Source organism: Pseudomonas sp. FDAARGOS_761, from assembly GCF_013343155.1.
In the GTDB taxonomy this organism is placed as follows: domain Bacteria; phylum Pseudomonadota; class Gammaproteobacteria; order Pseudomonadales; family Pseudomonadaceae; genus Pseudomonas; species Pseudomonas aeruginosa.
The window spans coordinates 3,553,514-3,579,930 of record NZ_CP054572.1 but is presented as its reverse complement, the minus strand read 5'-3'; the positions used below and the strand labels follow the sequence as shown (position 1 = coordinate 3,579,930).

Sequence of the window (26,417 nt, the reverse complement as noted above, 5' to 3'; positions counted from 1 at the left end):
CGGGTCAGTCGCTTTCCGTAGGCGTGGTCGTGGGCTCGCTCGAGTCTTCTTCGGCGGGTTCTGCGATGGGCGTGGCTTCCATCTGCTGGCGCAAGGCGTCCAGGCGCTCGCGCAATGCTGCAGCGTTCTCATCCTGCAGGCTTTGCAGTTGTTCGATCGAGTCGTTCTCGCTTGTAATGTCGTCCGCGCTGGCCAGCAGTCCCCCGGAACGGTGCGGGAAGGGCAGGCTTTCCAGGCGCCCGCCGCGCTGCAGTTCGACGCGGTCGCGGTAGACCGCGTGCAGCTTCACGCCGTCGCTGATCTCGCCGCCGACCGCGTAGCGGTGCGGCTTGTCGCCCTGGCGCTGGATGATCGCGCTGGACAGCTTGGGATCGCTCTGGACGAAGCTGCCCTTGAGCACCAGGTCGAGGTTGGTGGCCGGTGGCGGGGCGTTGGGGTCCTGGGCGCTGGTGCCGAAGAGGCGCGCCAGGCGGGTCGGATCGCTGCGGATCGACTCGTGGCTGACCGGCGAGGCGGCGACGGCTACCGGGCTGCGTTGCAGGCGCAACCAGCCGGCCGCCTGCCAGGCGAGGCTGATGCTCATGGCGATGATCAGGGCAACAGCCAGAAGGGCCGGGGCGTACCGCTGCAGCCAGCGGGAAGAGGCGCCGGAGAAAGGCAATACATCACTCCTGGTCTTTATCGTTATGTCTGAAGATCGCCGAGGGATCATAGCAGTTCGTTGCCGGTAGGCTACCTACTTCTATCAATAGGTGTGACTGGCCGGGCCAGGCACGCTTGTGCTTAAGATAACGGCTCGCCAGGATACTTCTGCAAGAGGAACTCGGGATCGGCCGCACAAAACGACTAACAACTAACAATACTGACGGTAACCGTTCAGTGGTCATATACGACCAAGATACTTCTGTAAGGTTACCGCTATAAGGCATCCATGATGACAGCCCCATTACCCGACATCGCCGCGCCGGCCGCACCGCCACGGCGTCTGCCGTTCAGCTTCGCCAAGCGCCAGGGCCTGTTGTTCCTGTGCCTGGAGGAGCAGTACTGGCTGGCCTGCCGGCCGCAGGTGGAGCTGGCGGCGATCGCCGAGGCGCAGCGCTTCGCCGGCCGCCGCCTGCCGCTCAAGGCGCTCGGCGAGGACGCCTTCAACCAGGCCCTGGCGGCCTCCTACCAGCACGACTCCTCGGCGGCCATGCAGCTCGCCGAGGACCTCGGCGGCAGCCTGGACCTCGCCGCGCTGGCCGACCAGGTCCCGGAAACCGAGGACCTGATGGAGCAGGAGGACGACGCGCCGATCATTCGCCTGATCAACGCGATCCTCGGCGAGGCGATCCGCGAGAACGCCTCGGACATCCACCTGGAAACCTTCGAGAAACGCCTGGTGGTGCGCTTCCGCGTCGACGGCGTGCTGCGCGAGGTGCTGGAGCCCAAGCGCGAGCTGGCGGCCCTGCTGGTATCGCGGATCAAGGTCATGGCGCGGCTGGACATCGCCGAGAAACGCATTCCCCAGGATGGACGGATTTCCCTGCGGGTCGGCGGGCGCGAGGTGGACATCCGCGTCTCGACCCTGCCCTCGGCCAACGGCGAACGGGTGGTGCTGCGTCTGCTCGACAAGCAGGCCGGGCGCCTGAACCTGCAACACCTGGGCATGAGCGAGCGCGACCGCAAGCTGATGGACGAAACGGTGCGCAAGCCGCACGGCATCCTGCTGGTCACCGGCCCCACCGGCTCGGGCAAGACCACCACCCTGTACGCCAGCCTGACCACGCTCAACGACCGCACGCGGAACATCCTCACCGTCGAGGATCCGATCGAATACCACCTGGAGGGCATCGGCCAGACCCAGGTCAACGCCAAGGTCGACATGACCTTCGCCCGCGGCCTGCGGGCGATCCTCCGGCAGGACCCGGACGTGGTGATGGTCGGCGAGATCCGCGACCGGGAGACCGCCGAGATCGCGGTGCAGGCTTCGCTGACCGGCCACCTGGTGCTCTCGACCCTGCACACCAACAGCGCCATCGGCGCGATCACCCGACTGGTGGACATGGGCATCGAGCCGTTCCTGCTGTCCTCCTCCATGCTTGGCGTGCTGGCCCAGCGCCTGGTGCGGGTGCTCTGCCCGGCGTGCAAGGAGCCCTACCGCGCCGACGAGGCCGAGTGCGCGCTGCTCGGCGTCGATCCCGCCGCGCCGCCGACCCTGCATCGCGCCCGCGGCTGCGGCGAGTGCCACCAGCATGGCTATCGCGGGCGTACCGGTATCTATGAACTGGTGGTGTTCGACGACCACATGCGCTCGCTGATCCACAACGAATCCTCCGAGCAGGAAATGACCCGGCATGCCCGCACCAGCGGACCAAGCATCCGCGACGACGGTCGGCGCAAGGTGCTGGAAGGCGTCACCACGGTCGAGGAAGTCCTGCGCGTGACCCGGGAAGAATAATGGCCGCCTTCGAATACCTCGCCCTCGACCCCAGCGGTCGCCAGCAGAAGGGCGTGCTGGAGGCGGACAGCGCGCGCCAGGTTCGCCAGTTGCTGCGCGAGCGCCAATTGGCGCCGCTCGACGTGAAGCCCACCCGTACCCGTGAGCAGAGCGGGCAGGGCGGGCGCCTGACGTTCGCCCGCGGACTGTCCGCGCGCGACCTGGCATTGGTAACCCGCCAACTGGCCACCCTGGTCCAGGCCGCGTTGCCGATCGAGGAGGCGCTGCGCGCCGCCGCGGCGCAGTCCACCTCGCAGCGCATCCAGTCGATGCTCCTCGCGGTGCGCGCCAAGGTCCTCGAAGGCCACAGCCTGGCCGGCAGCCTGCGCGAGTTTCCCACCGCCTTTCCCGAGCTGTACCGGGCGACGGTGGCTGCCGGCGAGCATGCCGGGCACCTCGGCCCGGTGCTGGAGCAACTTGCCGACTACACCGAGCAGCGCCAGCAGTCGCGGCAGAAGATCCAGCTGGCGCTGCTCTATCCGGTGATCCTGATGGTCGCTTCGCTGGCCATCGTCGGCTTCCTGCTGGGCTACGTGGTGCCCGACGTGGTCCGGGTGTTCATCGACAGCGGGCAGACCCTGCCGCTGTTGACCCGCGTGCTGATCGGCGTCAGCGACTGGGTCAAGGCCTGGGGCGCGCTGGCCTTCGTCGCGGCGATCGGCGGCGTGATCGGCTTCCGCTACGCGCTGCGCAAGGATGCCTTTCGCGAGCGCTGGCATGGTTTCCTGCTGCGCGTGCCGCTGGTCGGTCGGCTGGTGCGTTCCACCGACACCGCGCGCTTCGCCTCGACCCTGGCGATCCTCACCCGCAGCGGCGTGCCGCTGGTGGAGGCGCTGGCGATCGCCGCCGAGGTGATCGCCAACCGGATCATCCGCAACGAAGTGGTCAAGGCCGCGCAGAAGGTCCGCGAGGGCGCCAGCCTGACCCGCTCGCTGGAAGCCACCGGGCAGTTCCCGCCGATGATGCTGCACATGATCGCCAGCGGCGAGCGCTCCGGCGAGCTGGACCAGATGCTGGCGCGCACCGCGCGCAACCAGGAGAACGACCTGGCGGCGCAGATCGGCCTGATGGTCGGCCTGTTCGAACCGTTCATGCTGATATTCATGGGCGCGGTGGTGCTGGTCATCGTCCTTGCCATTCTTCTTCCGATCCTTTCTCTCAACCAACTCGTGGGGTAATCGCGTGAATCAGAGCCGCCCATTGCAGCGTCGCCAACAGTCGGGCTTCACCCTGATCGAAATCATGGTCGTGGTGGTCATCCTCGGCATCCTCGCCGCCCTGGTGGTGCCGCAGGTGATGAGCCGTCCCGACCAGGCCAAGGTCACCGTGGCCAAGGGCGACATCAAGGCCATCGCTGCCGCGCTGGACATGTACAAGCTGGACAACTTCGCCTATCCGAGCACCCAGCAGGGCCTCGAGGCGCTGGTGAAGAAGCCCACCGGCAACCCGCAGCCGAAGAACTGGAACAAGGACGGCTACCTGAAGAAGCTGCCGGTCGATCCGTGGGGCAATCCCTACCAGTACCTGGCGCCGGGCACCAAGGGCCCGTTCGACCTGTATTCGCTGGGCGCCGACGGCAAGGAAGGCGGCAGCGACAACGACGCCGAAATCGGCAACTGGGACAACTGACCGGACATGCAGGCTTCGCGCGGCTTCACCCTCATCGAGCTGATGGTGGTGATGGTCATCATCAGCGTGCTGATCGGCCTGGCGGTGCTCAGCACCGGCTTCGCCAGCACCTCGCGGGAGCTGGACAGCGAGGCCGAGCGGCTCGCCGGGCTGATCGGCGTGCTGACCGACGAGGCCGTGCTGGACAACCGCGAGTACGGCCTGCGCCTGGAGCGCGATGCCTATCAGGTGCTGCGCTACGACGAAGCGAAGGCGCGCTGGTTGCCGGTGGCGCGCGACAGCCACCGCCTGCCGGAGTGGGCGGAGCTGACCTTCGAGCTGGACGGCCAGCCGCTGGTGCTGGCCGGCAGCAAGGGCGAGAAGGAGCAGAAGAAAGGCACCGATCAGCCGCAATTGCTGATCCTTTCCAGTGGCGAACTCAGCCCGTTCCGCCTGCGCCTGGCCGAGCGCGGACCCGAGGGGCGGGCGTTGTCGCTGAGCAGCGACGGTTTCCGCCTGCCACGGGTCGAGGTGGCGCGGCGATGAGGCGCGCGCGTGGTTTCACCCTGCTGGAAGTGCTGGTGGCCCTGGCGATCTTCGCCATGGTCGCGGCCAGCGTGCTCAGTGCCAGCGCGCGCAGCCTGCAGAACGCCTCGCGGCTGGAAGACAAGACCCTGGCGATGTGGATCGCCGACAACCGTCTCAACGAATTGCAACTGGAACAGACGCCGCCCTCCAGCGGCCGCAACCAGGGCGAGCTGGAGTTCGCCGGGCGCCGCTGGGAGTGGCGCACCCAGGTCGACAGCACCGCCGAGCAGGATATGCGGCGGGTGATCGTCTGGGTCGCGGCGAAGCCCCTCGGCCGCGAGCGTGGCAGCATCGAGGAACGCGCCGCGGCGCGCCTCGTCGGTTTCCTCGGGAGCCAGCCATGAGGCTACAGCGGGGCTTCACCCTGCTCGAGCTGCTGATCGCCATCGCCATCTTCGCCCTGCTGGCCCTGGCCACCTACCGCATGTTCGACAGCGTGATGCAGACCGACCAGGCGACTCGCGTGCAGGAGCAGCGCATGCGCGAGCTGGTGCGGGCGATGGGCGCCCTGGAGCGCGACCTGACCCAGGCGGTCGAACGTCCGGTACGCGACGAACTGGGCGATAACCGTGGCGCCTTCCTCAGCGAGGGCGAGAACGACCAGATCGTCGAATTCACCCGTGGCGGCTGGCGCAACCCGCTCGGCCAGGCGCGCTCGCGCCTGCAGCGGGTGCGCTGGTCGCTGTCCGGGGAGACCCTCGAACGCCGCTACTGGCTGGTTCTGGACCGCGCCCAGGACAGCAAGCCACGGGTGCAGCAGGTGCTGGACGGGGTTACCGCGCTGAGCTGGCGCTTCCTCGACAAGGAGCACAACTGGCAGGGCCACTGGCCGACCGACGAAGGCAGCGAGGAGGAGCGCCTGGAAAGCCTGCCGCTGGCGGTGGAGATGACCCTGGAGCACCGCCACTACGGCAAGCTGGTGCGCGTCTGGCGTCTGCTCGATCCGCCGCTCAAGCAGGACCAGCCGCAGGGCCAGCCGGGCGGCGAGAATGGCGAGAACGGCGAGGGCGGGGTGCCGCAGCCGCCGGAAGGCATGCCGGGGGCGCCGGAATGAGGCGCGGGCAGAGCGGCGTCGCGCTGATTACCGTGCTGCTGGTGGTGGCGGTGGTGACCATCGTCTGCGCCGGGCTGATCATCCGCCAGCAGTTGGCGATACGCAGCAGCGCCAACCAGTTGCACGTGCGCCAGGCCTGGCACTATGCGCTGGGCGGCGAACGCCTGGCGGAAGCGGTGCTGCGCCGCGACCTGCGCCAGGGCGGCGAGAATACCCGCGAGCCGGTGGACCACCTGGGCGAGGCCTGGGCGCGACCGATGACGCCGTTCAAGCTGGACGACGGCGGCGAGCTGCGGGTGCGGATCGAGGACCCCAGCGGGCGTTTCAACCTCAACGGACTGGTGCGCAAGCGCAAGGTCAAGCCGGATTCGGTGAAGCAGTTCCGTCGCCTGCTGGCCACCCTGGGGATGAAGGAAGAGATCGTCCAGGGCTTGCCGGACCGGCTGGCCGACTGGCTCGACGCCGACCAGAATCCGCAGGGCGAGCAAGGCGCCGAGGACAACCAGTACCTGCTGGAGGCGCCGGCCTACCGCGCCGCCAACCGCAGTTTCAAGGACGTGTCCGAGCTGCGCCTGCTGAAATTGTCGGAAGCCGACTATCGACGCCTGCTGCCGTTCGTCAGCGCCTTGCCCGAAGATGCGCCGCTGAACGTGAACACTGCCAGCGTGCCGGTGCTGGCCGCCATGTTCGAGATCGATCCGGGACAGGCGGAAAACATCGTGGACGCCCGCGGTCGGGAAGGTTTCCAGAGCAAGGACGATTTCACCAAGCATCTGACCCAGTTGGGTTCGAAGACCGGAAACGTCAGTTATGCCGTTGGTACCCGCTACTTCCAGGTGATCAGCGAGGTCAGCCTGGGCGACCGCCGGCAGGTGCTGGTGAGTACCTTGCAGCGGGGCAAGGACGGCAAGATACGCGTGATGGCCCGCGACATGGGACAGGGCGGCCTGCCCATCCCGTCGACGGGCGGCGACGATTGGAAGAAGGACGAGTGATGAGTGGAGTGAGTGCGCTGTTCCTGCCGCCCGCCAGCACGGCGGGGGCCGATGGGGAACTGGCGGTATGGTGGGTGCAGGATGGCGAGTGCCGGCGCGCGCCGTTCGCCCAGGCGCTGGCGGAAATCCGTGCGCCCTGGCGGCTGTACCTGCCGGTGGAGGCGGTGACCGCCTGCGCGGTGAACCTGCCTACGCAGAAGGCGCGCTGGTTGCGCCAGTCGCTGCCGTTCGCGGTGGAGGAACAACTGGCCGACGATGTCGAGCAGATGCACCTTGCCCTTGGTCCGGCGCTGGCCGACGGCCGCCACCGGGTATTCGCCGTGCAGCGCACCTGGCTCGCCGCCTGGCTGGCGCTGGCCGAGGGCGCGGGCAAGGCGCCGGCTTCGCTGCATGTCGATGCCGATTGCCTGCCGGGCGAGGGCAGTTGCCTGTTCTGGCTGGAAGAGCGCTGGTTGCTCGGCGGCAGCGGCGCCGTACGCCTGGCCTGCGGCAGCGAGGATTGGCCGGTACTGCGCGACAGTTGCCCGCCGCCCCAGCGGGCCTTCGCCGCGCAGGAGGTGGCGCCCCCGGAGGGAGTGGAAGTCCAGCCCCTGGCGGGCAATCCGCACGTCTGGCTGAGCGAGCAGCCGCTGGGCACCGACCTGGCCCAGGCCGAGTTCGCCGCGCGCCAGCAGAGCAGCCAGTGGCGCCGCTGGCGGCCGCTGCTGGGGTTGGTCGGGCTGTGGCTGGTGTTGCAATGGGGCTTCACCCTGGTCCAGGCCTGGCAGTTGCAGCGCGAAGGCGACCGCTACGCGGCGCAGAGCGCAGAGCTCTACCGCCAGTTGTTTCCGGAGGACCGCAAGCTGATCAACCTGCGCGCGCAGTTCGACCAGCACCTGGCCGACAGCGCCAGCAGCGGCGGCGAGGGCCAGTTGCTCGGCCTGCTTGGCCAGGCCGCCACGGTGATCGGCGGCGAGCCGACGGTGAGCGTCGAGCAACTGGACTTCAGCGCCGCTCGCGGCGACGTCGCCCTCCAGGTGCGGGCTCCCGGTTTCGACGTGCTGGAACGGCTGCGTTCGCGTCTCAGCGAGTCCGGGTTGGCGGTGCAGCTGGGTTCGGCCAGCCGCGATGGCTCGACGGTCAGCGCGCGCCTGGTGATAGGAGGTTGAGATGAAGGTGATGACGCAATTCCACGAGCGCCTCAGGGCCCAGGCGGAAACCTCGCAGCTGGCGATCCGCTGGCGCGGGCTGCCGGCGCGGGACCGCCTGGCGCTGCTCTGGCTCGGTGCGTTCCTCCTGCTGGTGGTGCTCTACCTGGCGCTGTGGCGCCCGGCCGAGCGCCATCTGCAGTCGGCGCGGCAGTACTTCACCGAACAGCGCGCGCTGCATGCCTACATCCAGCAGCAGGCGCCCAACGTGCGCCAGGCCGATGCCGCGGCGCCACAGGCGCAGATCGACCCGGCGGCGCTGCAGGGCATGGTCACGGCTTCGGCGGCCCAGGCCGGACTGAGTGTCGAGCGCCTCGACAACGAAGGCGAGGGCGCCGTGCAGGTGGCCCTGCAGCCGGCGCCATTTGCCAAGCTGCTGCCCTGGCTGGAGCAGTTGAACGGGCAGGGCGTGCAGGTGGCGGAGGCCGGCCTGGACCGCCAGGTCGACGGCCGGGTCTCGGCGCGCCTGAGCCTGCGGGTCGAGTGAGCGGCCCGTGGCTGGGGCCGGCATGGGCCCCGGCGCCGACCTTGGCGACAGGCGATCGCCGAAATTTCAAAAAAAATTCAATCAGGGCATTGACTTAGGTTTTTCGGTCGGTAGAATGCGCCCCACTTCGAGAGTGAAGGGTGATTAGCTCAGCTGGGAGAGCATCTGCCTTACAAGCAGAGGGTCGGCGGTTCGATCCCGTCATCACCCACCAATCTCGCAAGTTACGCGCAGCGGTAGTTCAGTCGGTTAGAATACCGGCCTGTCACGCCGGGGGTCGCGGGTTCGAGTCCCGTCCGCTGCGCCATTCACTTCCCCTCCCGAGTTCACCACCCCGAACTCGCCGTCTTCCGCCAGAAGGCGGGCAGCCAGGCTGCAACGAGAGGAAGTCGCTTTACCGGGCATCTTGCCCAGCCGACGCGCAGCGGTAGTTCAGTCGGTTAGAATACCGGCCTGTCACGCCGGGGGTCGCGGGTTCGAGTCCCGTCCGCTGCGCCATACATCTTCACCACGCCGAGGCGGGGTGAGCCACGAAGAAAGCGGCCAATGGCCGCTTTTTTCGTTTCCGTCGTCCCCTGCGTCTTCCGTTTTCTCCTTGTTTGCCGGATTTCCTGCTCCGTCGGTCCGCGCGCGGTAATCCCGCTGTCATCTTCCTCGTCTACAGCTGAAAGACACAGACGAACGAAAGGTGATCCGCGATGGACGACTACCAGGAAGAACTGCTGGAGCAGCATGCCGCCGAATGCGACCTGCCGGAGCCGGCGGACGACGCCACCGAGATGTGATCAGGCGCTCTGTCGCTGGGCGCGGCGGAATTCGCCGGGCGTCTGCCCGCTCCAGCGCTTGAAGGCGCGCTGGAAGGCTTCCGCCGAGGCGAAGCCGAGCAGGTAGGCGATTTCGCCGAAAGCCAGGTCGGTCTCGCGGATGTAGACCATCGCCAGGTCGCGGCGGGTGTCGTTGAGGATGCTGCGGAACTGGGTGCCTTCCTCGGCCAGCTTGCGCCGCAGGGTCCAGGTCGGCAACTTGAGGCGCGCGGCGACTTCCTCGAGGTCCGGCTCGCGGCCATTGAGCATCGGCCCCAGCAGGCGGCTGACGCGCTCGCGCCAACTGCGGGTGCGGGTCAACTGCTCCAGTTCGCGGTTGCAGAGTTCCAGCATCTGGTTCCAGGTGCTCGGACAGTGCTCGGCATTCGCCAGGGCCAGGCTGGCCTGGCTCAGGCGCAACTGGTTGGTCGGCGCGCCGAATTCCACCGGGCAGCCGAAGAATGCCTCGTAGCGCTCGGCCCAAGGCGGCGCTGGATATTCGATCTCCACCCGCTCCGCTTTCAACGGCTGCCTTGCCAGGGCGCCGAGATGGCTGATCCAGCCTGCCAGCACCGAATCGACGACGAAGCGGTTGTAGGCGTTGTAAGGGCTGATCGAATAGAAGCGCAGCCAGGCGCCGCCGGCGTCTTCCACCAGGCTCGACTGGCCCCGGTAGTTCTGCGCGTAAAGCGGTTCCAGGTGGATCATTGCCCGCGCGGCGGCGCGCAGGTTGGGCGCCTGGGCGACGCTGACGCCGGCCAGGCCCATCTGTCCGAGACGGCTCAGGCGGCCCATCTGCAGGCCGAGGGCGGGGTCGCCGCTGAGCTGTATGGCGGCATGGCCGAGGCGCATGTAGCGAGGGATCGACAGGCGCGCCCCGGGTTCGGCCAGGCGCCGCTGGTCGAGGCCGTACTGCTCGAGCAGTGGCGCGGGCTCGACGCCGGCGGCGAGCAGGGCGTCGGCCAGCGCCTGGACGAAGCCGACCGAGAGGTCGCCGAGGCGAACCCGGGGCGCGCTCATAGCCAGAGATTGACCAGTTGCGCACCGCCGCCGGGATTGGCCTGGCGCATGCCCTGCGGCGAGCCGAGCAGGCTCTGGCCGTCTTCGGTGACGTTCCACAGGCGGCTATGGGCGAAGGCCACGGCGGCGCCGCGTGCACCGCTGGCCAGCAGGCGCTCGCCGACCGCCAGGCGCTGCCAGGCCTCGGCGTTGCTCAGGCTGTTCGGCGCCAGGCGCACGTCGCCGGGAACCAGCTCGGCATCGAAGCCGGGCCAGGGTTGCTGCCAGCGACCGCTCTGGTTCAGGGCGGCGGGGATCGCCAACAGTTCGACGCGCTGTTCGACCAGGGTGGCGTAGGTGTCCGGGTACCAGCTGTCGGTGCCGATCAGCACGCCCAGGCGTCCTGCCGGCGTATCCAGCACCTGCAGGCGCTCGCCGCGACCATTGTTGAGGTAGCTCAGTTCGTGACGGGTCGGGAACACCTTGCGTTGCGGCTGTCCGAGCGGCCGGCCGTCGGGACCGAAGGTCAGGCTGACGTTGTACAGCTGGCCGGTGCCGGGACGCAGCTCGCCGTCCTCGACCTCGGGGTCGGGCAGGACGATGGAGCCGGCGACCACCGTCACCTTGAAATCATGGGCGAGCCCGCCGAACAGGGTCTGGTAGTCGTGGGCCATGTCCACCGCCTTCATCCGGAACAGGGTGTCGGTGAGACGCTGATCGCCGCGCGCGGTGATCCAGCCGCGCGCCACCTTCAGCGGGTTGCTCGCGGCCATCCAGTCCATCGCCGTGGGCCAGTCGGCGGCGGCATAGACCTCGGGCTTCTCGCCGCTGGCCACCAGCCAGGTGCCGACATGCTCGGGGAACACCACCACCGTGCGCTCGTTGAGCAGGCCCTGGCGGCGGGCATTTTCCAGGTAGGCGTGGAATTTCAGCTGCAACCGTTCGGCGCTCTGGTAGTCCGGCGTGAACAGTTCCGGCTGGACCGCCAGCAGGTTGCCGCGCTCGCCGGGCTGGCCCTGGACCACGCTGACCTGGCTGCGCAGGTCGGACAGGTAGTGGCCTACCGGGCGGCGTTCGGCCCAGCCGGCGTAGGCGGCGAAGAGGGTGATCAGAATCAGGAAGATCAGCTTGCGCATGCGGGTCTCCAAGGCAGCCCACAGGGTAGGGGAGTGGCGTCGGCTTGCCAAGCATCCCTGTGCATTCCGATCAGTAACTTGTCATTTAGGATCATTGAGCGCTCCGGTGGCGCTCCTTAGAGTCGTCGCCATACCGACCGCTGCCCGTCCCGCGCATTGCGCCCGAGGCCGCGGCATATCCGTGAACGCGTTTCGCCCGATGTGGAGACCCCCGATGACCGCCGCCGTTCCCTATCCGCACCTGCTCGCCCCGCTGGACCTCGGCTTCACCACCCTGCGCAACCGCACCCTGATGGGGTCCATGCACACCGGTCTGGAAGAGAAGCCGCAGGGCTTCGAGCGCATGGCGGCGTATTTCGCCGAACGCGCCCGTGGCGGCGTCGGCCTGATGGTCACCGGCGGCATCGGCCCGAACGAAGAGGGCGGCGTGTATTCCGGCGCGGCCAAGCTGAGCACGCCGGAAGAGGCGGAGAAGCACAGGATCGTGACCCAGGCGGTGCATGAGGCGGGCGGCAAGATCTGCATGCAGATCCTGCATGCCGGCCGCTACGCCTACAGCCCGAAGCAGGTGGCGCCGAGCGCGATCCAGGCGCCGATCAATCCGTTCAAGCCCAAGGAACTCGACGAGGAAGGCATCGAGAAGCAGATCGCCGACTTCGTCAACTGCGCCAGCCTGGCCCAGGTCGCCGGCTACGACGGCGTCGAGATCATGGGGTCGGAAGGCTACTTCATCAACCAGTTCCTCGTGCAGCACACCAACCAGCGCACCGACCGCTGGGGCGGCAGCTACGAGAACCGCATGCGCCTGCCGGTGGAGATCGTCCGCCGGGTGCGCGAGGCGGTGGGGCCGAACTTCATCATCATCTATCGCCTGTCGATGCTCGACCTGGTCGAGGGCGGCAGCAGCTGGGACGAGATCGTGCTGCTGGCCAAGGCCGTCGAGAAGGCCGGCGCGACCCTGATCAACACCGGTATCGGCTGGCACGAGGCGCGCATCCCGACCATCGCCACCAAGGTGCCGCGCGCGGCCTTCACCAAGGTCACCGCCAAGCTGCGTGGCGAGGTCGGCATCCCGCTGATCACCACCAACCGCATCAACACTCCCGAGGTGGCGGAGAAGGTCCTGGCCGAGGGCGATGCCGACATGGTCTCCATGGCCCGGCCGTTCCTCGCCGACCCGGACTTCGTCAACAAGGCCGCCGCCGGCCACGCTGAACGGATCAACACCTGCATCGGCTGCAACCAGGCCTGCCTCGACCACACCTTCGGCGGCAAGCTGACCAGTTGCCTGGTCAACCCGCGCGCCTGCCACGAAACCGAGCTGAACTACATTCCCACCGCCAGGCCGAAGAAGATCGCCGTGGTCGGCGCCGGTCCGGCCGGCCTGGCCGCCGCCACCGTGGCCGCCGAGCGCGGGCACCGGGTCAGCCTGTTCGACGCCGCCGGCGAGATCGGCGGGCAGTTCAACGTGGCCAAGCGGGTTCCCGGCAAGGAAGAGTTCCACGAGACCCTGCGCTACTTCCGCAACAAGCTGGAGAGCACCGGCGTCGAGCTGCACCTGAACCGCCGGGTCGGCGTGGACGATCTGGTCGCGGGCGGCTACGACGAGATCGTCCTCGCCACCGGCATCGTCCCGCGCACGCCGGCGATCCCCGGCATCGAGCATCCGAAGGTGATCAGCTACCTGGACGCGATCCTCGAGCGCAAGCCGGTGGGCGGCAAGGTGGCGGTGATCGGCGCCGGCGGCATCGGCTTCGACGTCTCCGAATTCATCACCCATGCCGGTCCGTCCACCAGCCTGGAGCGCGAAGCGTTCTGGAAGGAGTGGGGGATCGATACCCGCCTGGAGGCCCGCGGCGGCATCGCCGGGGTCAAGGCCGAGGTGCATCCGGCAGCGCGCCAGGTGTTCCTCCTGCAACGCAAGAAGAGCAAGGTCGGCGACGGCCTCGGCAAGACCACCGGCTGGATCCATCGCGCCGGCCTGAAGAACAAGCAGGTGCAGATGGTGAATGCCGTGGAGTATCTCGGGATCGACGACGCCGGCCTACATATCCGCGTTGCCGAGGGCGAGCCGCAGGTGCTGCCGGTGGATACCGTGATCGTCTGCGCCGGCCAGGACCCACTGCGCGAGTTGCAGGACGGCCTGCTGGCGGCCGGCCGGAGCGTGCACCTGATCGGCGGCGCCGATGTCGCCGCCGAGCTGGATGCCAAGCGCGCCATCAACCAGGGTTCGCGCCTGGCTGCCGAACTCTGAGAACCTGTCCGCGATCTGTTGCGTAGCGGAGAAACTGCGTTGAAAACGGCTTTTCTCCAGCTCGCACAGGTTCTGCGTATCGTCCCTGTCCGCGCTCGTCGGCGCGGCGGGGCGCTGCGCACCGGTTTGGTGAACGGTGGCGCTCTGCCACGGTGATCTCCGTCCGCTCAAAACCCGACCGCTTCACAATTTCCCCTACCGCTCGGCGGGCCGTCCGGCATCGCCCGGGTGTCTGCCAACCCAGTCACATTGCCCGCGACATTTTTTCCCCTAGACTTGCCCGAACAACGAGATAGCGCCTGTTTTTCAGGTGACATGCCAGATGGGTACTGCCGGATGCGGGCCGCCTCGCCAGGCGTTCGAGGGTTAGCGATGAGCATGCAGAAAAAGCCACAGATGGCGGAGGCCGTGCTGTTCTTCAACGACAGCGGCGTCTGCAAGGAAATGCTGTATCCCGAATTCGAGGCGCTGCTCGATGGCCTGGTGCGCATGCCGGAATACGCCGACCGGCAGATGCACCTGGCCTATGTGTTGATCAATCCGCGCCTGCAGGCGCGGGCGGCGGTGTTCTTCTATCTCGATTTCGACGAGCAGGGCGGCGCCGACACCGGCTGGAACCTGCCTCTGCGCAACCTCGCCGAACGCGCCGGACGCGGCCCCGACATGGGCGGCGGGCCGATCCGCCTGGCCTGTCGCAGCCAGTGTCCGGTGTCCTGGCACCAGATGCACCTCTGGGACCCGGAGAGCAGCGCCGGACGCAACCATTTCGTGCTCATCCGCGACGCGCTCAGGCGCAATCAGCTGGGCCTGCTGGTGGACGAAGAGCCTGCCGCGGTGGAGCCGCAGCGGCTGCAGATGGCCGCCGAAGAGCAATGGTACGCCGCCGGTCCCGCCGCCCCGAAGGCAGCGCCCGCGGAGCCGCCGCGCAAGCAGGAGGACGAGCAGACGGCGCGCCTGGCGCAACTGGTCAAGCAGCAGCGACAACAGCTCGCCGCCCTGGCCCGGCAGCAGGAGCAGCGCCTGGCCGGGCTCGCCCGGCAGCACGAAGAGGAACTGGCCAGGCGCGAACAGGACGCCCGCGGGCAACTGGACATCCTGCGCAGCGAAGTGCTCAGCCTGCAACAGGCCCTGGAACGGCAGGCGCGGGAGAACGCCGAGTTGCAGCAGCGTCTGCTGGAGCAGGGCGAGCAGTTCCAGCGCAACCGCGAGGAACTGACCCGGCAACTGCGTTTCATCGAGAACCAGGGGCGCAACGAGACCGACCTGCTGCGCTCGGAGTTCGCCGACGAACTGGAGGCTCGGGTGGCGGTGGCGGTGGCCGGCTACAAGGAGCAGGTCTCGATCCGCGACGTCGAACTGGCCTACCGCAACGAGCTGGACCAGCAACTGGAGCAGGAACTGGCCGAGCTGCGCGCCGAGCGCGACCGTCTGGCCGCCCAGGGGCCGGAGCAACTGCTGGAGCGTCTATCCGGCCAGGGCGTGGTATTCGTCGCCTACCATCCCGGCGCCGGGCACCTGACCATCCCCTTGCAGGACATCCCGCGTTACCAGGACAATCCGCTGGCCTACGCGGCGGCCAAGTGCTTCGTCTCCGAGAGCCAGTACCGCCAGTGGCTGGACCACTTCCAGCAGCCGCGCTGCGAGGCGCTGCTGCCCGGCGGCGAACGCTGCAACCTGCCGCTCGACCGGGTCGACAACCCGGCGCGCTTCGTCGCCGGCGACACCAACTGCTGCGCCCGGCACAAGACCACGGGGCGCCTGCGCACCGTGAGCTGACTTCTTGCCGTTTCCCCACTGGTCACCGCATACACCCTTGCAGCGTCTCGAACTCGACTGGCTGCAACGGGCCGGGGTCGAACTGGCGCTGCTGCGCCTGGACCAGGCCGATCCGTTGATCTCCGGCAACAAGGGGTTCAAGCTCGCGCCACACCTGGCGCTGGCCCGCGAGCAGGGGCTGGACGGCCTGATCAGCCTCGGCGGCGCCCACTCCAACCACCTGCACGCGCTGGCCGGCGCCGGCGCGCGTTTCGATTTCCGTTGCGTCGGCCTGTTGCGCGGACACGAAGTCGATACGCCGACGGTGCGCGACCTGCGCAGTCTCGGCATGGAACTGCACTGGCTCGGCTACGGTGGCTATCGCCAGCGGCATGCCGCCGGCTTCTGGCTTCCCTGGCGGGAACGTTACCCAGGTTTGCTGCCGGTCGCCGAGGGCGGTGGCGGGCTGCTGGGCGCGCGCGGTTGCATCGGACTGGTGGAGCGCATAGCGACCCAGTTGCCGACGCTCGGCTGGGACGATTACGACGCGATCTGGGTGGCCGCCGGTACCGGTACGACACTGGCCGGCCTGGTGCTCGGCGAGGCCGGGCGGCATCCCGTGGTGGGCGCGCTGGCGGTGCCGGAGGACCACGGCGTCGCCGCCCAGGTCGCGGCGACCCTTGCCGAGGCGGGCTGGGCCGATACCGGCTATCGCCTGCTGGACGCCAGCCGTGGTGGTTTCGCCCGCCTCGATGGGCGATTGGCGCGGTTCATCGTCGAGTTCGAGACGGCCAGCGGCGTCGCCCTCGAACCGCTGTACACCGGCAAGCTGCTGCTCGCCCTGCGCGAGGCCGTGGAGAGCGGCGCGGTGGCTCGCGGCAGCCGGCTGGTGGCGCTGCACAGCGGAGGCCTGCAGGGCCGCCGGGCATTGCAGGAGCGTTTGCTGGCGTTGCTCTGATCAGGCATCCGCGGCCTGGCGCGCGCTACCCCACAGGCTGAGCCCCGGGGGCCAGTCGTCGCTGGCCAGGAACAGGCGCTCGGCCTCTACCCAGTAGCCGTCGCGCGGCACCACCCTTACCAGCATTTGCGGACGTGCCTCGTCGGCGAAGGCGATGTTCCAGCAGGCGCCGTCGCGCGGTGGGTCGAGCGGGTCCTGCCGCCGCATGGCCGGCGCCAGCCAGTGCTCGCGCGACAGATGCAGCCAATGCTGCCCGGCCTGCGGTCCGGCCAGGCTGGCCAGGTACGCCGGCCAGTCGCGCTGGCGGAGCCAGCGGCCACGCAGATGCCGTGGCTCGATGTCGGCGGGCAGGCTGCCCGGCCCGGGCCAGGGATGGAACAGGTAGCCGCTCAGCCACAATGCGGAAACGGCCGATTCGGCGCCATGGGCGGCCAGCACCTGGCGACCCTCGCGGGTCGCCGCCAGCGGCAACTGGTGTCGGCAGAGGTGTTCCAGCTTGCGTGACAGGCGGTCCTGGCCGCCGGGCCCGAGCCAGTCGCCGGGGCCGGACTGGGGCCCCAGGTAGAGTTTGATCGCCAGTTCCAGATGGTGGATGCCGTCGTCGTCCCGCAGCAGCAGGTCGAGTTCGCCAAGGGTATGCCCGCCGTCGCGCACCGGCAGGTTGGCGGCGATCAGGCGCACGTCCGGGGCTTGTTCCAGGGCGAATTGCCAGAGATGTTCGTAGTACAGGCCGAGACGCTGCCGTGGCCACTGCGCGAGCCAGGCGGCGAGGTGCTGCGGCTGTCGCTCCTGTTCGCGCAACCAGGCGGCCAGGCGCTCCGGCTCCTGGCGCCAGCGGCTGGCGGCGAGCGGATGGCGCTGCGGCTCCGGGGTCCGGCGCAGCAACGGCGGGGCGAGCAGGGTCCAGGCCAGGTCGCGGACGGCCGGGTGGCGCAATTCGTCGAGCAATTCGGTCAGCAGCGTCATACCCAGAGGTTAGCCGGGTTGCGCCACTCGCGGCGATTTCCCGTACATGCGCGGGTTTGCCGCTGTCCGCGGCTTTCGCCCATAATCCGCTCTATCCCGCCCGCCAGCTTTTCGCAGGAACCGCATGGAACCCTTTCGCAATATCGGCATCATCGGCCGCCTCGGCAGCACCCAGGTGCTGGACACCATCCGCCGGCTGAAGAAATTCCTGATCGATCGCCACCTGCATGTGATCCTCGAGGACACCATCGCCGAAGTCCTGCCCGGACACGGCCTGCAGACCTGCTCGCGGAAGATCATGGGCGAGATCTGCGACCTGGTGGTGGTGGTCGGCGGCGATGGCAGCATGCTCGGCGCGGCCCGCGCGCTGGCCCGGCACAAGGTGCCGGTGCTGGGGATCAACCGCGGCAGCCTGGGCTTCCTCACCGACATCCGCCCGGACGAACTGGAGGTCAAGGTCGGCGAGGTGCTGGACGGCCAGTACATCGTCGAGAGCCGCTTCCTCCTCGATGCCCAGGTGCGTCGCGGTATCGACTCGATGGGGCAGGGCGATGCGCTCAACGACGTGGTCCTGCACCCGGGCAAGTCGACCCGGATGATCGAGTTCGAGCTGTATATCGACGGCCAGTTCGTCTGCAGCCAGAAGGCCGACGGCCTGATCGTCGCCACGCCCACCGGTTCCACCGCCTACGCGCTGTCCGCCGGCGGTCCGATCATGCATCCGAAGCTGGATGCCATCGTCATCGTGCCGATGTACCCGCACATGCTTTCCAGCCGCCCGATCGTGGTGGACGGCAACAGCGAGCTGAAGATCGTCGTGTCGCCGAACATGCAGATCTACCCGCAGGTCTCCTGCGACGGGCAGAACCATTTCACCTGCGCCCCCGGCGATACCGTGACGATCAGCAAGAAGCCGCAGAAGCTGCGCCTGATCCACCCCATCGACCACAACTACTACGAGATCTGCCGGACCAAGCTCGGCTGGGGCAGCCGCCTGGGCGGAGGCGACTGATGCAACTCGACCCCGGACGTGGCTACGACCTGATCGGCGATGTCCACGGCTGCGCGCATACCCTGGACCGCCTCCTCGACCTGCTCGGCTACCGCCTGCAGGGCGGCGTCTGGCGCCATCCGCGGCGCCAGGCGCTGTTCCTCGGCGACATCGTCGACCGCGGCCCGCGCATCCGCGAGGCCCTGCACCGGGTGCACGCGATGGTCGACGCCGGCGAGGCGCTGTGCATCATGGGCAACCACGAATTCAACGCGCTCGGCTGGAGCACCCCGGCGGCGCCCGGCAGCGGCCGCCAGTACGTCCGCGAGCATACGCCGCGGCATGCCCGGCTGATCAAGGAGACCCTCGAGCAGTTCGAGGGCCACGATGCCGACTGGCGCGACTTCCTCGGCTGGTTCCAGCAACTGCCGCTGTTCCTCGATGCCGGGCGCTTCCGCATGGTCCATGCCTGCTGGGATGGCGAGCTGATCGCGACCCTGCGCCGGCAGTTCCCCGACGGGCGGATCAGCGAAGCCTTCCTGCAGGAGTCGGCGGAGCCCGGCAGCTTCGCCGACCTGGCCTGCAACCGCCTGCTGCGCGGCACCGACATGCGCCTGCCGCACGGTGCCACCCTGACCAGCAGCGATGGCTATACGCGCGCCTTCTTCCGCACCAAGTTCTGGGTCGAGGACGAGGCGCCGCGCACCTACGGCGATATCGTCTTCCAGCCCGACGCGTTGCCCGAAGCGATCGCCCGCGAGCCGCTCAGCGAGGAGCAGAAGTCCAGCCTGCTGACCTACGGCGCCGACGAACCGCTGTTGTTCGTCGGCCACTACTGGCGACGCGGCACGCCGGCGCCGATCCGGCCGAACCTGGCCTGCCTGGACTACAGCGCGGTGATGTACGGCAAGCTGGCGGCCTACCGCCTGGATGAGGAAACCCGCCTGGACCGGCACAAGTTCGTCTGGGTCGAAGTGAAGCGGCCGGAGGCTGACGAGTGAGCGCGGTGCAGGTCCTGAAGTTTCCCCTGTCGGTCGACCTGGCCGGCTTCGTCGGCCTGCTGCGGCGTCTGAACGTGCCGCACCGGGTCAGCGAGGAATCCGGCCAGCAGGTCCTCTGGGTGCCCGACGAGCGGCTCGCCGAGCAGGTCCGCGAGTTGTACCGGCGTTATCCCGAAGGCGATCCGCAGGCGACCCTGGAGGCCGCGCCGCGACCGGCGGGGCAGGGTTTCGTCCGGCAACTGCGGATGAGCCCGATGACCGCCGCGGTGTTGCTGCTGACCTTCGTCGTCGCCGCCGTCACCTACCTTGGCGACAACTTCGCGACGATGCGCTGGCTGACCTTCCAGGACTTCCGTATCCAGGGCCAGTACGCGCTGTTCACGCCGTTGGCCGAGAGCCTGGCGGCGGGTCAATGGTGGCGGCTGTTCACGCCGATGCTGATCCACTTCGGCTGGCTGCACCTGGCGATGAACGCCATGTGGTTCTGGGAGCTGGGCCGGCGCATCGAATTCCGCCAGGGCCGTCCGATGCTGCTCGGCCTGACCCTGCTGTTCGGCCTGGTGTCCAACGTGGTGCAGTACGCGGTGAGCGGCGCCAGCCTGTTCGGCGGGTTGTCCGGGGTGCTCTATGGCCTGCTCGGGCACTGCTGGATCTTCCAGTACCTGGCGCCGAACCAGGCCTATCGCCTGCCCAGGGGCGTCGTGGCGATGATGCTGATCTGGCTGCTGGTGTGCCTGTCCGGGGTGATCGACCTGCTCGGCTTCGGCTCCATCGCCAACGGCGCGCACGTTGGCGGGCTGCTGGTCGGTTGCCTCAGCGGTTTGCTGGGCGGCCTGCTGGCGCGGCGTCGCCGTTGAGCGAGGGGCTGCGGCAGCTTCGATGTGCGCCGCCGGCCCCGGCCCGGTAGAATGGCCGGTACGCCTTTTCACCGGAGCCGGCCATGTCGTCCTTCAACCAAGCGATCGAGAACATCACTCCAGAGATCTACCAGAACCTCAAGCTGGCCATCGAGATCGGTAAGTGGCCGGACGGCCGCAAGCTGACCCAGGAGCAGAAGGAACTCTGCCTGCAGGCGGTGATCGCCTGGGAGCTGCAGAACCTCCCCGAGGAGGAGCGCACCGGCTACATGGGCCCGCAGCACTGCTCCTCGCATTCCGACGAGCCGATCCCGAACATCCTGTTCAAGTCGGACTCCGTGCACTGATGGAAGAAATCGCCCGCGGCGCGCTGAGCAAGATGACGGCGCGCCTGGAAAGCAATGCCCCCGTGCAATACGCCTTCCGCCTCGACGACCGCGAAGTCGCGGTGAACCCGCTGATCGGCCGGCCGCTGCGCCTGGAGTACCTCGGCAGCATCTTCTGCACCCATTGCGGCCGCAAGACGAAGAAGAGTTTCAGCCAGGGCTATTGCTATCCCTGCTTCACCCGGCTGGCGCAGTGCGACAGTTGCATCGTCAGCCCGGAGAAGTGCCACTACGAGCAGGGCACCTGCCGCGAACCGGAGTGGGGCGAGCGGTTCTGCATGACCGACCACGTGGTGTACCTGGCCAACTCCTCCGGGGTGAAGGTCGGCATCACCCGCGCCAGCCAGATTCCCACCCGCTGGATCGACCAGGGCGCGCGCCAGGCGCTGCCGATCCTGCGCGTGGCCACCCGCCAGCAGTCCGGCCTGGTGGAAGACCTGCTGCGCAGCCAGGTCGCCGACCGCACCAACTGGCGAGCCATGCTCAAGGGCGAGGCCGAGCCGGTCGATCTGGCGGCAGTCCGCGAGCAGTTGTTCGACCAGTGCGCCGACGGCCTGCGCGAATTGCAGCAACGTTTCGGCCTGCAGGCGATCCAACCGGTTATCGATCTCGATCCGCTCGAGATCGCCTACCCGGTCGAGGCCTACCCGAGCAAGGTCGCCAGCCTCGACCTGGAAAAAACGCCTATCGTCGAAGGCACGCTTCGCGGTATCAAGGGCCAGTACCTGATCCTCGACACCGGGGTGATCAACATTCGCAAATACACGGCCTACCAGATCGCCGTGCATCACTGAGCAGAAGGGCCACAAGCCATGCGCACCGAGCAACCGAAAGTCATCCACCTCAAGGACTATCAGGCGCCGGACTACCTGATCGACGAGACCCACCTGAAGTTCGAACTGTTCGAAGACCACAGCCTGGTGCACGCCGAGTTGAAGCTGCGGCGCAACCCCGAGCGCGGCGCCGGCCTGCCGCCGCTGTTGCTGCATGGTCAGCAACTGGAGCTGCTGGCGCTCGAACTGGACGGCCAGGCGCTCGGCGCGGACGACTACCAACTGGACGACGAGCAGCTCGGGGTGCAACCGCGGCAAGCCGAGTTCGTCCTCAGGAGCACGGTGCGTATCCATCCGGAGAGCAACACCGCGCTGGAAGGCCTGTACAAGTCCGGCAAGATGTTCTGCACCCAGTGCGAGGCCGAGGGTTTCCGCAAGATCACCTATTACCTCGACCGTCCCGACGTGATGAGTCGCTTCACCACCACCGTCAGCGCCGAACAGCAGCGCTACCCGGTGCTGCTCTCCAACGGCAACCCGGTGGCCAGCGGTTCCGAAGGCAACGGCCGGCACTGGGCGACCTGGGAAGACCCGTTCAAGAAGCCGGCCTACCTGTTCGCCCTGGTCGCCGGCGACCTCTGGTGCGTCGAGGACAGCTTCCGCACCATGAGCCAGCGCGACGTGGCGCTGCGCATCTACGTCGAGCCGGAGAACATCGACAAGGTCCAGCACGCCATGGACAGCCTGAAGAAGTCGATGCGCTGGGACGAGGAGGTCTACGGCCGCGAATACGACCTGGACATCTTCATGATCGTCGCGGTCAACGACTTCAACATGGGCGCGATGGAGAACAAGGGCCTCAACATCTTCAACTCCAGTTGCGTCCTGGCCCGCGCCGAAACCGCCACCGACGCCGCCCACCAGCGGGTCGAGGGCGTGGTGGCGCATGAGTATTTCCACAACTGGTCGGGCAACCGGGTGACCTGCCGCGACTGGTTCCAGCTGTCGCTCAAGGAAGGCTTCACCGTATTCCGCGACTCGGAATTCTCCGCCGACATGAACTCGCGCACGGTCAAGCGCGTCGAGGACGTCGCCTTCCTGCGCACCAACCAGTTCGCCGAGGACGCCGGGCCGATGGCGCATCCGGTGCGCCCCGACTCGTTCATCGAGATTTCCAACTTCTACACCCTGACCGTCTACGAGAAGGGCTCGGAAGTGGTGCGGATGATCCACACCCTGCTCGGCGCCGAAGGCTTCCGCAAGGGCTCGGACCTGTACTTCCAGCGCCACGACGGCCAGGCGGTGACCTGCGACGATTTCGTCAAGGCCATGGAAGACGCCAATGGCGTCGACCTGACCCAGTTCAAGCGCTGGTACAGCCAGTCCGGCACTCCGCGCCTGGCGGTGGAAGGCGAGTACGAGGCCGCCGCCCGCCGCTACACCCTGACGGTGCGCCAGAGCTGCCCGCCGACTCCCGGCCAGCCGAGCAAGGAACCCTTCGTCATCCCGCTGGAGCTGGGCCTGCTCGACGGCCAGGGCCACGAACTCCCGCTGCGCCTGGAAGGCGAGGCCGCGGCCCAGGGCGGCAACCGCGTGCTGGCGGTGACCGAGGCCGAGCAGCGCTTCGTCTTCGTCGAGGTGCCGGAGCAGCCGCTGCCATCGCTGCTGCGCGGCTTCTCCGCGCCGGTGAAACTGAGCTTCCCCTACAGCCGCGACCAGTTGCTGTTCCTCATGCAGCACGACAGCGACGGCTTCAACCGCTGGGAGGCCGGCCAACAGCTTTCGGTGCAGGTCCTGCAGGAGCTGATCGGCCAGCACCAGCGCGGCGCGCAACTGGTACTCGACCCGCGCCTGATCGAGGCCTACCGCACCCTCCTGGCGGACGAGGCGCTGGACCAGGCGATGGTCGCCGAGATGCTCTCGCTGCCCAGCGAGGCCTATCTCACCGAGATCAGCGAAGTCGCCGATGTCGACGCGATCCATGCCGCCCGCGAATTCGCCCGCCAGCGTATCGGCGAAGCGCTGTTCGAGCCGCTGTGGCAGCGTTACCAGGCCAACCGCAAGATTTCCCGCGACACCGCCTACCTCGCCGAGGCCTCGCACATCGCCCGGCGCAGCCTGCAGAACATCGCGCTGTCCTACCTGTCGCTGTCGGGCCGGGAGGAAATCCTCGCCGCCTGCCTGGAGCAGTACGAAGGCTGCGACAACATGACCGAGCGCCTGACCGCCCTGGCGGTGCTGGTCAACTCCGGCTTCGAGGCGGAGAAGGGCAAGGCCCTGGCCATGTTCGCCGACTACTTCAAGGACGACCCGCTGGTGATGGACCAGTGGTTCAGCGTGCAGGCCGGCTCGCCGCTGCCGGGCGGGCTGGAGCGGGTCCAGGCGCTGATGCAGCACCCGGCCTTCACCCTGAAGAACCCGAACAAGGTGCGCGCGCTGATCGGCGCGTTCGCCAACCAGAACCTGGTCAACTTCCATCGTCCTGACGGCGCCGGCTATCGCTTCCTCGCCGACCAGGTGATCGTGCTCAACGCACTCAACCCGCAGATCGCCTCGCGCCTGCTGGTGCCGCTGACCCGCTGGCGCAAGTACGACGAGGCGCGGCAGGCGCTGATGCGCGGCGAGCTGGAACGCATCCTGGCCTCCGGCGAGCTGTCCAGCGACGTCTACGAAGTGGTGAGCAAGAGCCTGGCCTGATCCGCCAGCTTCTCCCGGAAGAGGGTGTTACTGGCCACTGGCTGGTAACGCCCTTTGTTACTTCTGGGAATCGCTTCACTGTTTTCCATTGATGGAGCCCGCTTAATCGTGTTTCGCGAACCTCCCTGCGCAGGCTCTGCGAAGGGACTTTTCGCGCCACCGGCGACATTCGCCTGGCGCGTTTTGTCGGACACTTCCTGTTTTCTGGTCGGTGAATGAACAGTCATCTGGCAGGAAGTCCTGTTTTTGTCGCAATCCATTGAATTCCCTGGAGGATTCCGTTGAGTTGGCATCCCGGTTGCACTGCCTCGTCGCGCGGTTCCCTTTCGTCGACGCGAGGCCGGTGACGCCGCGACCACCCATAACAAGGCCGCAGAGAAACGGCCGAACGGCGAACCGCCCGCAGTGGCGGCGCCCAACGCATGACCACATGGAGTGAGTTCCCGATGTACATCCCCAACCGCCAGCCCCGGCTGCGCTCCGCGCCGGCCCGGGCCGGCTTCGCCTTCGCCGGGCTGCTGCCGCTGCTGGGCGGCCAGGCCCAGGCCGTCGAATTCAGCTTCCTCGACAACGAGGTGTCCGGTTCGCTCGATACCACCCTGTCCTACGGCACCCTGTGGCGGGTGCAGGGGCAGGACAAGAGCAACAACGACATCAACACCAACGACGGCAACCGCAACTTCGATACCGGCCTGGTTTCCGAGGTCTACAAGATCACCTCGGACCTGGAGGCGACCTGGCGCAACTATGGCGTGTTCATTCGCGGCACGGCGTTCTATGACACCCAGATCATGGACAAGCGCAACGACTACTACAGCCACAACGATCCATCGCAGCCGAGCCAGAGCTATCCCCACGACGACCGTTTCACCAGCCAGACCCGCGACATCGCCGGGCACAAGGCGGAAATCCTCGACGCCTACGTCTACGGCAGCTGGGACATCGGCAACATGCCGCTGAGCGCGCGCTTCGGCCGCCAGGTGTTCAACTGGGGCGAGGGCATCTTCTACCGTGGCGGGGTCAACACCACCAACCCGGTGGACGCCGCCAAGTACCGCCTGCCCGGTTCCGAGCTCAAGGAAGTGCTGATGCCGGTGGAAGCGCTGAGCTTCAACATCGGCCTGACCGACAACCTGTCGATGGAAACCTTCTACCAGTGGAACTGGAAGGAAACCCGCCTCGACCCGGTCGGTACCTTCTTCTCCGAGACCGACCTGTTCGCCGACGGCGGCAACACCGGCTACAGCGACTTCACCGGCACCGCGCTGGACACCCCGGTGCCCGGCTTCGGCAACGTCATCGGCCTGTACCAGGCGCTGGGCAACAATCCGCTGCTCAGCGGCGCGCTGAAGAACACCGGCCTCTATGCCAACGGCGTGACCCCGGCCTACGGCAACGTAATGAAGGTGTCGTCCATCGGCAAGGACATCAACGCGCGCAACGACGGCCAGTTCGGCGTGGCCTTCCGCTACATCGCCGAGGAACTGAACAGCACCGAGTTCGGCTTCTACTTCGTCAACTACCACTCCAAGGAGCCGACCCTGTACGCCGACATCGGCGACTATGCCGGGGCCGACCTGGCGGCGCTGGCCAACACCCTGCGGCCGATCGCCGGTAACCTCGCCGAAGCCCTGGCCAACGGCCTGGTGACCGCCGACGTGATGGGCAACATCAATGCCCGGCGCGAGTTCGCCGAAGACATCCGCATGTACGGCTTCAGCTTCAACACCACGGTGGGCGACGCCTCGGTGTTCGGCGAGCTGGCCTACCGGCCGAACCTGCCGATCGGCATCGCCGCCACCAACGACCTGATCGGCGACCTCGCCCACGGTGCGGCGGAAGCCGCCAACGGCGGGCAGATCAACGTCGGCGGGCAGATGGTCGGCCTCGGCGGGCAGATCCACAACTACGAGCGGGTCGAGGCGTTCAACACCTCCCTCGGGACCATCTACAACTTCGGCCCGTCACTGAGCTTCGACTCGTTGACCGGCGTCGCCGAGCTGGCCTCGGAACACCTGCGCGGCAGCAGCCTGAAGTACACCGCCTATGACGGCAGCACCCGCTACTACGCCGGGCGCGGCAACAGCTCGTACGTTTCCGGCGGCGACCGTGGCGACCAGGTGAACCGCAACGCCTACGGCTACACCCTGCTGCTCAGCGGCACCTGGAACGACGTGTTCGCCGGGGTCAACGTGTCGCCCTACGTGGTCTACAAGGACGACTTCGAAGGCAACTCCTACCAGACCGGCAACTTCATCGAAGGTCGCAAGGCCTACACCCTGGGGGTCAAGGCCACCTACCTGAACAGCCTGGAAGGCGAACTGCAGTACACCGAGTTCTACGGCGGCGGACAGAACAACAACATCCGCGACCGCGACAACATCGGCCTGACCGTCAAGTACTCCTTCTGACCGAACCGATAACGACACGGGCGCCGCGAGCG

23 protein-coding genes and 3 tRNA genes are annotated in these 26,417 nt (G+C 67.7%); 22 read left to right on the top strand and 4 right to left on the bottom strand.

The window, feature by feature from the left end; translation table 11 throughout:
• Window positions 1-4: 4 nt before the first annotated feature.
• The gene (gene xcpP / locus FOC67_RS16615; RefSeq protein WP_003119750.1) at window positions 5-712 is read right to left on the bottom strand and encodes a type II secretion system protein N; all 708 of its coding nucleotides are present in this window, start codon (window positions 710-712) and stop codon (window positions 5-7) included.
• Between the two features lie 219 nt (window positions 713-931).
• On the opposite strand from xcpP, the gene xcpR reads away from it, so the two are divergent.
• The 12 genes from xcpR to FOC67_RS16555 all read left to right on the top strand — a co-directional run bounded on the left by xcpR (window position 932) and on the right by FOC67_RS16555 (window position 8,896).
• Window positions 932-2,440: a GspE family T2SS ATPase variant XcpR gene (gene xcpR / locus FOC67_RS16610; protein WP_003091377.1), complete on the top strand. Its 1,509-nt coding sequence runs from the start codon at window positions 932-934 to the stop codon at window positions 2,438-2,440.
• Complete coding sequence (xcpS, locus tag FOC67_RS16605; protein ID WP_003091376.1) at window positions 2,440-3,657, top strand: GspF family T2SS innner membrane protein variant XcpS; 1,218 nt, start codon at window positions 2,440-2,442, stop codon at window positions 3,655-3,657. Before xcpR ends, xcpS begins: the two co-directional genes overlap by 1 nt.
• 4 nt (window positions 3,658-3,661) lie before the next feature.
• Window positions 3,662-4,108 (top strand): GspG family T2SS major pseudopilin variant XcpT, encoded by a 447-nt coding sequence (gene xcpT / locus FOC67_RS16600; protein WP_003130409.1) that lies wholly within the window; start codon window positions 3,662-3,664, stop codon window positions 4,106-4,108.
• 6 nt (window positions 4,109-4,114) lie between these two features.
• Window positions 4,115-4,633 carry a GspH family T2SS minor pseudopilin variant XcpU gene (xcpU, locus tag FOC67_RS16595; RefSeq protein WP_003110066.1) on the top strand — a complete coding sequence of 173 codons (519 nt, stop codon included), beginning with the start codon at window positions 4,115-4,117 and terminating at the stop codon, window positions 4,631-4,633.
• Entirely contained in the window at window positions 4,630-5,019 is a 390-nt protein-coding gene (gene xcpV / locus FOC67_RS16590; protein WP_003091373.1) for a GspI family T2SS minor pseudopilin variant XcpV, read from the top strand. The genes xcpU and xcpV overlap by 4 nt, the downstream gene beginning before the upstream one ends.
• A complete protein-coding gene (gene xcpW / locus FOC67_RS16585) occupies window positions 5,016-5,729 on the top strand; it encodes a GspJ family T2SS minor pseudopilin variant XcpW (protein ID WP_003110067.1) in 714 nt (237 codons plus the stop codon). Before xcpV ends, xcpW begins: the two co-directional genes overlap by 4 nt.
• Window positions 5,726-6,724, top strand: coding sequence for a GspK family T2SS minor pseudopilin variant XcpX (gene xcpX / locus FOC67_RS16580; protein WP_009313778.1), 999 nt, complete (start codon window positions 5,726-5,728; stop codon window positions 6,722-6,724). The genes xcpW and xcpX overlap by 4 nt, the downstream gene beginning before the upstream one ends.
• A complete protein-coding gene (gene xcpY, locus FOC67_RS16575; RefSeq protein WP_009313779.1) occupies window positions 6,724-7,872 on the top strand; it encodes a GspL family type II secretion system protein XcpY in 1,149 nt (382 codons plus the stop codon). The genes xcpX and xcpY overlap by 1 nt, the downstream gene beginning before the upstream one ends.
• A gap of 1 nt (window position 7,873) precedes the next feature.
• On the top strand, window positions 7,874-8,398 hold the full coding sequence (gene xcpZ / locus FOC67_RS16570) for a GspM family type II secretion system protein XcpZ (protein WP_003091369.1): 525 nt from the start codon (window positions 7,874-7,876) through the stop codon (window positions 8,396-8,398).
• Window positions 8,399-8,536: 138 nt separating this feature from the next.
• Window positions 8,537-8,612, top strand: a tRNA-Val gene (locus tag FOC67_RS16565).
• 16 nt (window positions 8,613-8,628) lie between these two features.
• Window positions 8,629-8,705: transfer RNA gene (locus FOC67_RS16560), tRNA-Asp, on the top strand.
• A gap of 114 nt (window positions 8,706-8,819) precedes the next feature.
• A tRNA-Asp gene (locus FOC67_RS16555) sits at window positions 8,820-8,896 on the top strand.
• Window positions 8,897-9,183: 287 nt separating this feature from the next.
• Here FOC67_RS16555 and FOC67_RS16550 read toward each other — a convergent pair.
• Window positions 9,184-10,221 (bottom strand): AraC family transcriptional regulator, encoded by a 1,038-nt coding sequence (locus FOC67_RS16550; protein WP_003130614.1) that lies wholly within the window; start codon window positions 10,219-10,221, stop codon window positions 9,184-9,186.
• Entirely contained in the window at window positions 10,218-11,336 is a 1,119-nt protein-coding gene (locus tag FOC67_RS16545) for a carbon-nitrogen hydrolase family protein (protein WP_009313780.1), read from the bottom strand. The genes FOC67_RS16550 and FOC67_RS16545 overlap by 4 nt, the downstream gene beginning before the upstream one ends.
• A 214-nt stretch (window positions 11,337-11,550) precedes the next feature.
• Between FOC67_RS16545 and FOC67_RS16540 the strand changes: the two genes are divergently transcribed.
• The 3 genes from FOC67_RS16540 (at window position 11,551) to FOC67_RS16530 (ending at window position 16,303) form a co-directional block, all read left to right on the top strand.
• Window positions 11,551-13,590 carry an NADPH-dependent 2,4-dienoyl-CoA reductase gene (locus FOC67_RS16540; RefSeq protein WP_003110070.1) on the top strand — a complete coding sequence of 680 codons (2,040 nt, stop codon included), beginning with the start codon at window positions 11,551-11,553 and terminating at the stop codon, window positions 13,588-13,590.
• A gap of 336 nt (window positions 13,591-13,926) precedes the next feature.
• Window positions 13,927-15,366: a chromosome partitioning protein ParA gene (locus FOC67_RS16535; protein ID WP_078450962.1), complete on the top strand. Its 1,440-nt coding sequence runs from the start codon at window positions 13,927-13,929 to the stop codon at window positions 15,364-15,366.
• A 37-nt stretch (window positions 15,367-15,403) separates the two neighbouring features.
• The gene (locus FOC67_RS16530; protein WP_009313785.1) at window positions 15,404-16,303 is read left to right on the top strand and encodes a 1-aminocyclopropane-1-carboxylate deaminase/D-cysteine desulfhydrase; all 900 of its coding nucleotides are present in this window, start codon (window positions 15,404-15,406) and stop codon (window positions 16,301-16,303) included.
• Here the strand turns inward: FOC67_RS16530 and FOC67_RS16525 are convergent, their stop codons facing one another.
• A complete protein-coding gene (locus FOC67_RS16525; protein ID WP_003091344.1) occupies window positions 16,304-17,269 on the bottom strand; it encodes a DUF1853 family protein in 966 nt (321 codons plus the stop codon). It abuts the gene before it with no gap.
• Between the two features lie 124 nt (window positions 17,270-17,393).
• On the opposite strand from FOC67_RS16525, the gene FOC67_RS16520 reads away from it, so the two are divergent.
• From FOC67_RS16520 to FOC67_RS16490, 7 genes are all read left to right on the top strand, one after another.
• Window positions 17,394-18,281: an NAD(+) kinase gene (locus FOC67_RS16520; RefSeq protein WP_003104985.1), complete on the top strand. Its 888-nt coding sequence runs from the start codon at window positions 17,394-17,396 to the stop codon at window positions 18,279-18,281.
• Window positions 18,281-19,261 (top strand): metallophosphoesterase, encoded by a 981-nt coding sequence (locus FOC67_RS16515; RefSeq protein ID WP_003091336.1) that lies wholly within the window; start codon window positions 18,281-18,283, stop codon window positions 19,259-19,261. The genes FOC67_RS16520 and FOC67_RS16515 overlap by 1 nt, the downstream gene beginning before the upstream one ends.
• A complete protein-coding gene (locus tag FOC67_RS16510; RefSeq protein WP_003104987.1) occupies window positions 19,258-20,118 on the top strand; it encodes a rhomboid family intramembrane serine protease in 861 nt (286 codons plus the stop codon). Before FOC67_RS16515 ends, FOC67_RS16510 begins: the two co-directional genes overlap by 4 nt.
• 83 nt (window positions 20,119-20,201) lie before the next feature.
• Entirely contained in the window at window positions 20,202-20,465 is a 264-nt protein-coding gene (locus tag FOC67_RS16505; RefSeq protein WP_003104989.1) for a YeaC family protein, read from the top strand.
• Window positions 20,465-21,298, top strand: a complete 834-nt coding sequence (locus FOC67_RS16500) for a DUF2797 domain-containing protein (protein WP_003091329.1) — start codon at window positions 20,465-20,467, stop codon at window positions 21,296-21,298. The genes FOC67_RS16505 and FOC67_RS16500 overlap by 1 nt, the downstream gene beginning before the upstream one ends.
• A gap of 18 nt (window positions 21,299-21,316) precedes the next feature.
• Window positions 21,317-23,974 carry an aminopeptidase N gene (pepN, locus tag FOC67_RS16495; protein ID WP_009313787.1) on the top strand — a complete coding sequence of 886 codons (2,658 nt, stop codon included), beginning with the start codon at window positions 21,317-21,319 and terminating at the stop codon, window positions 23,972-23,974.
• A 446-nt stretch (window positions 23,975-24,420) separates the two neighbouring features.
• On the top strand, window positions 24,421-26,385 hold the full coding sequence (locus FOC67_RS16490) for a DUF1302 domain-containing protein (RefSeq protein ID WP_003110074.1): 1,965 nt from the start codon (window positions 24,421-24,423) through the stop codon (window positions 26,383-26,385).
• Window positions 26,386-26,417 lie beyond the last annotated feature (32 nt).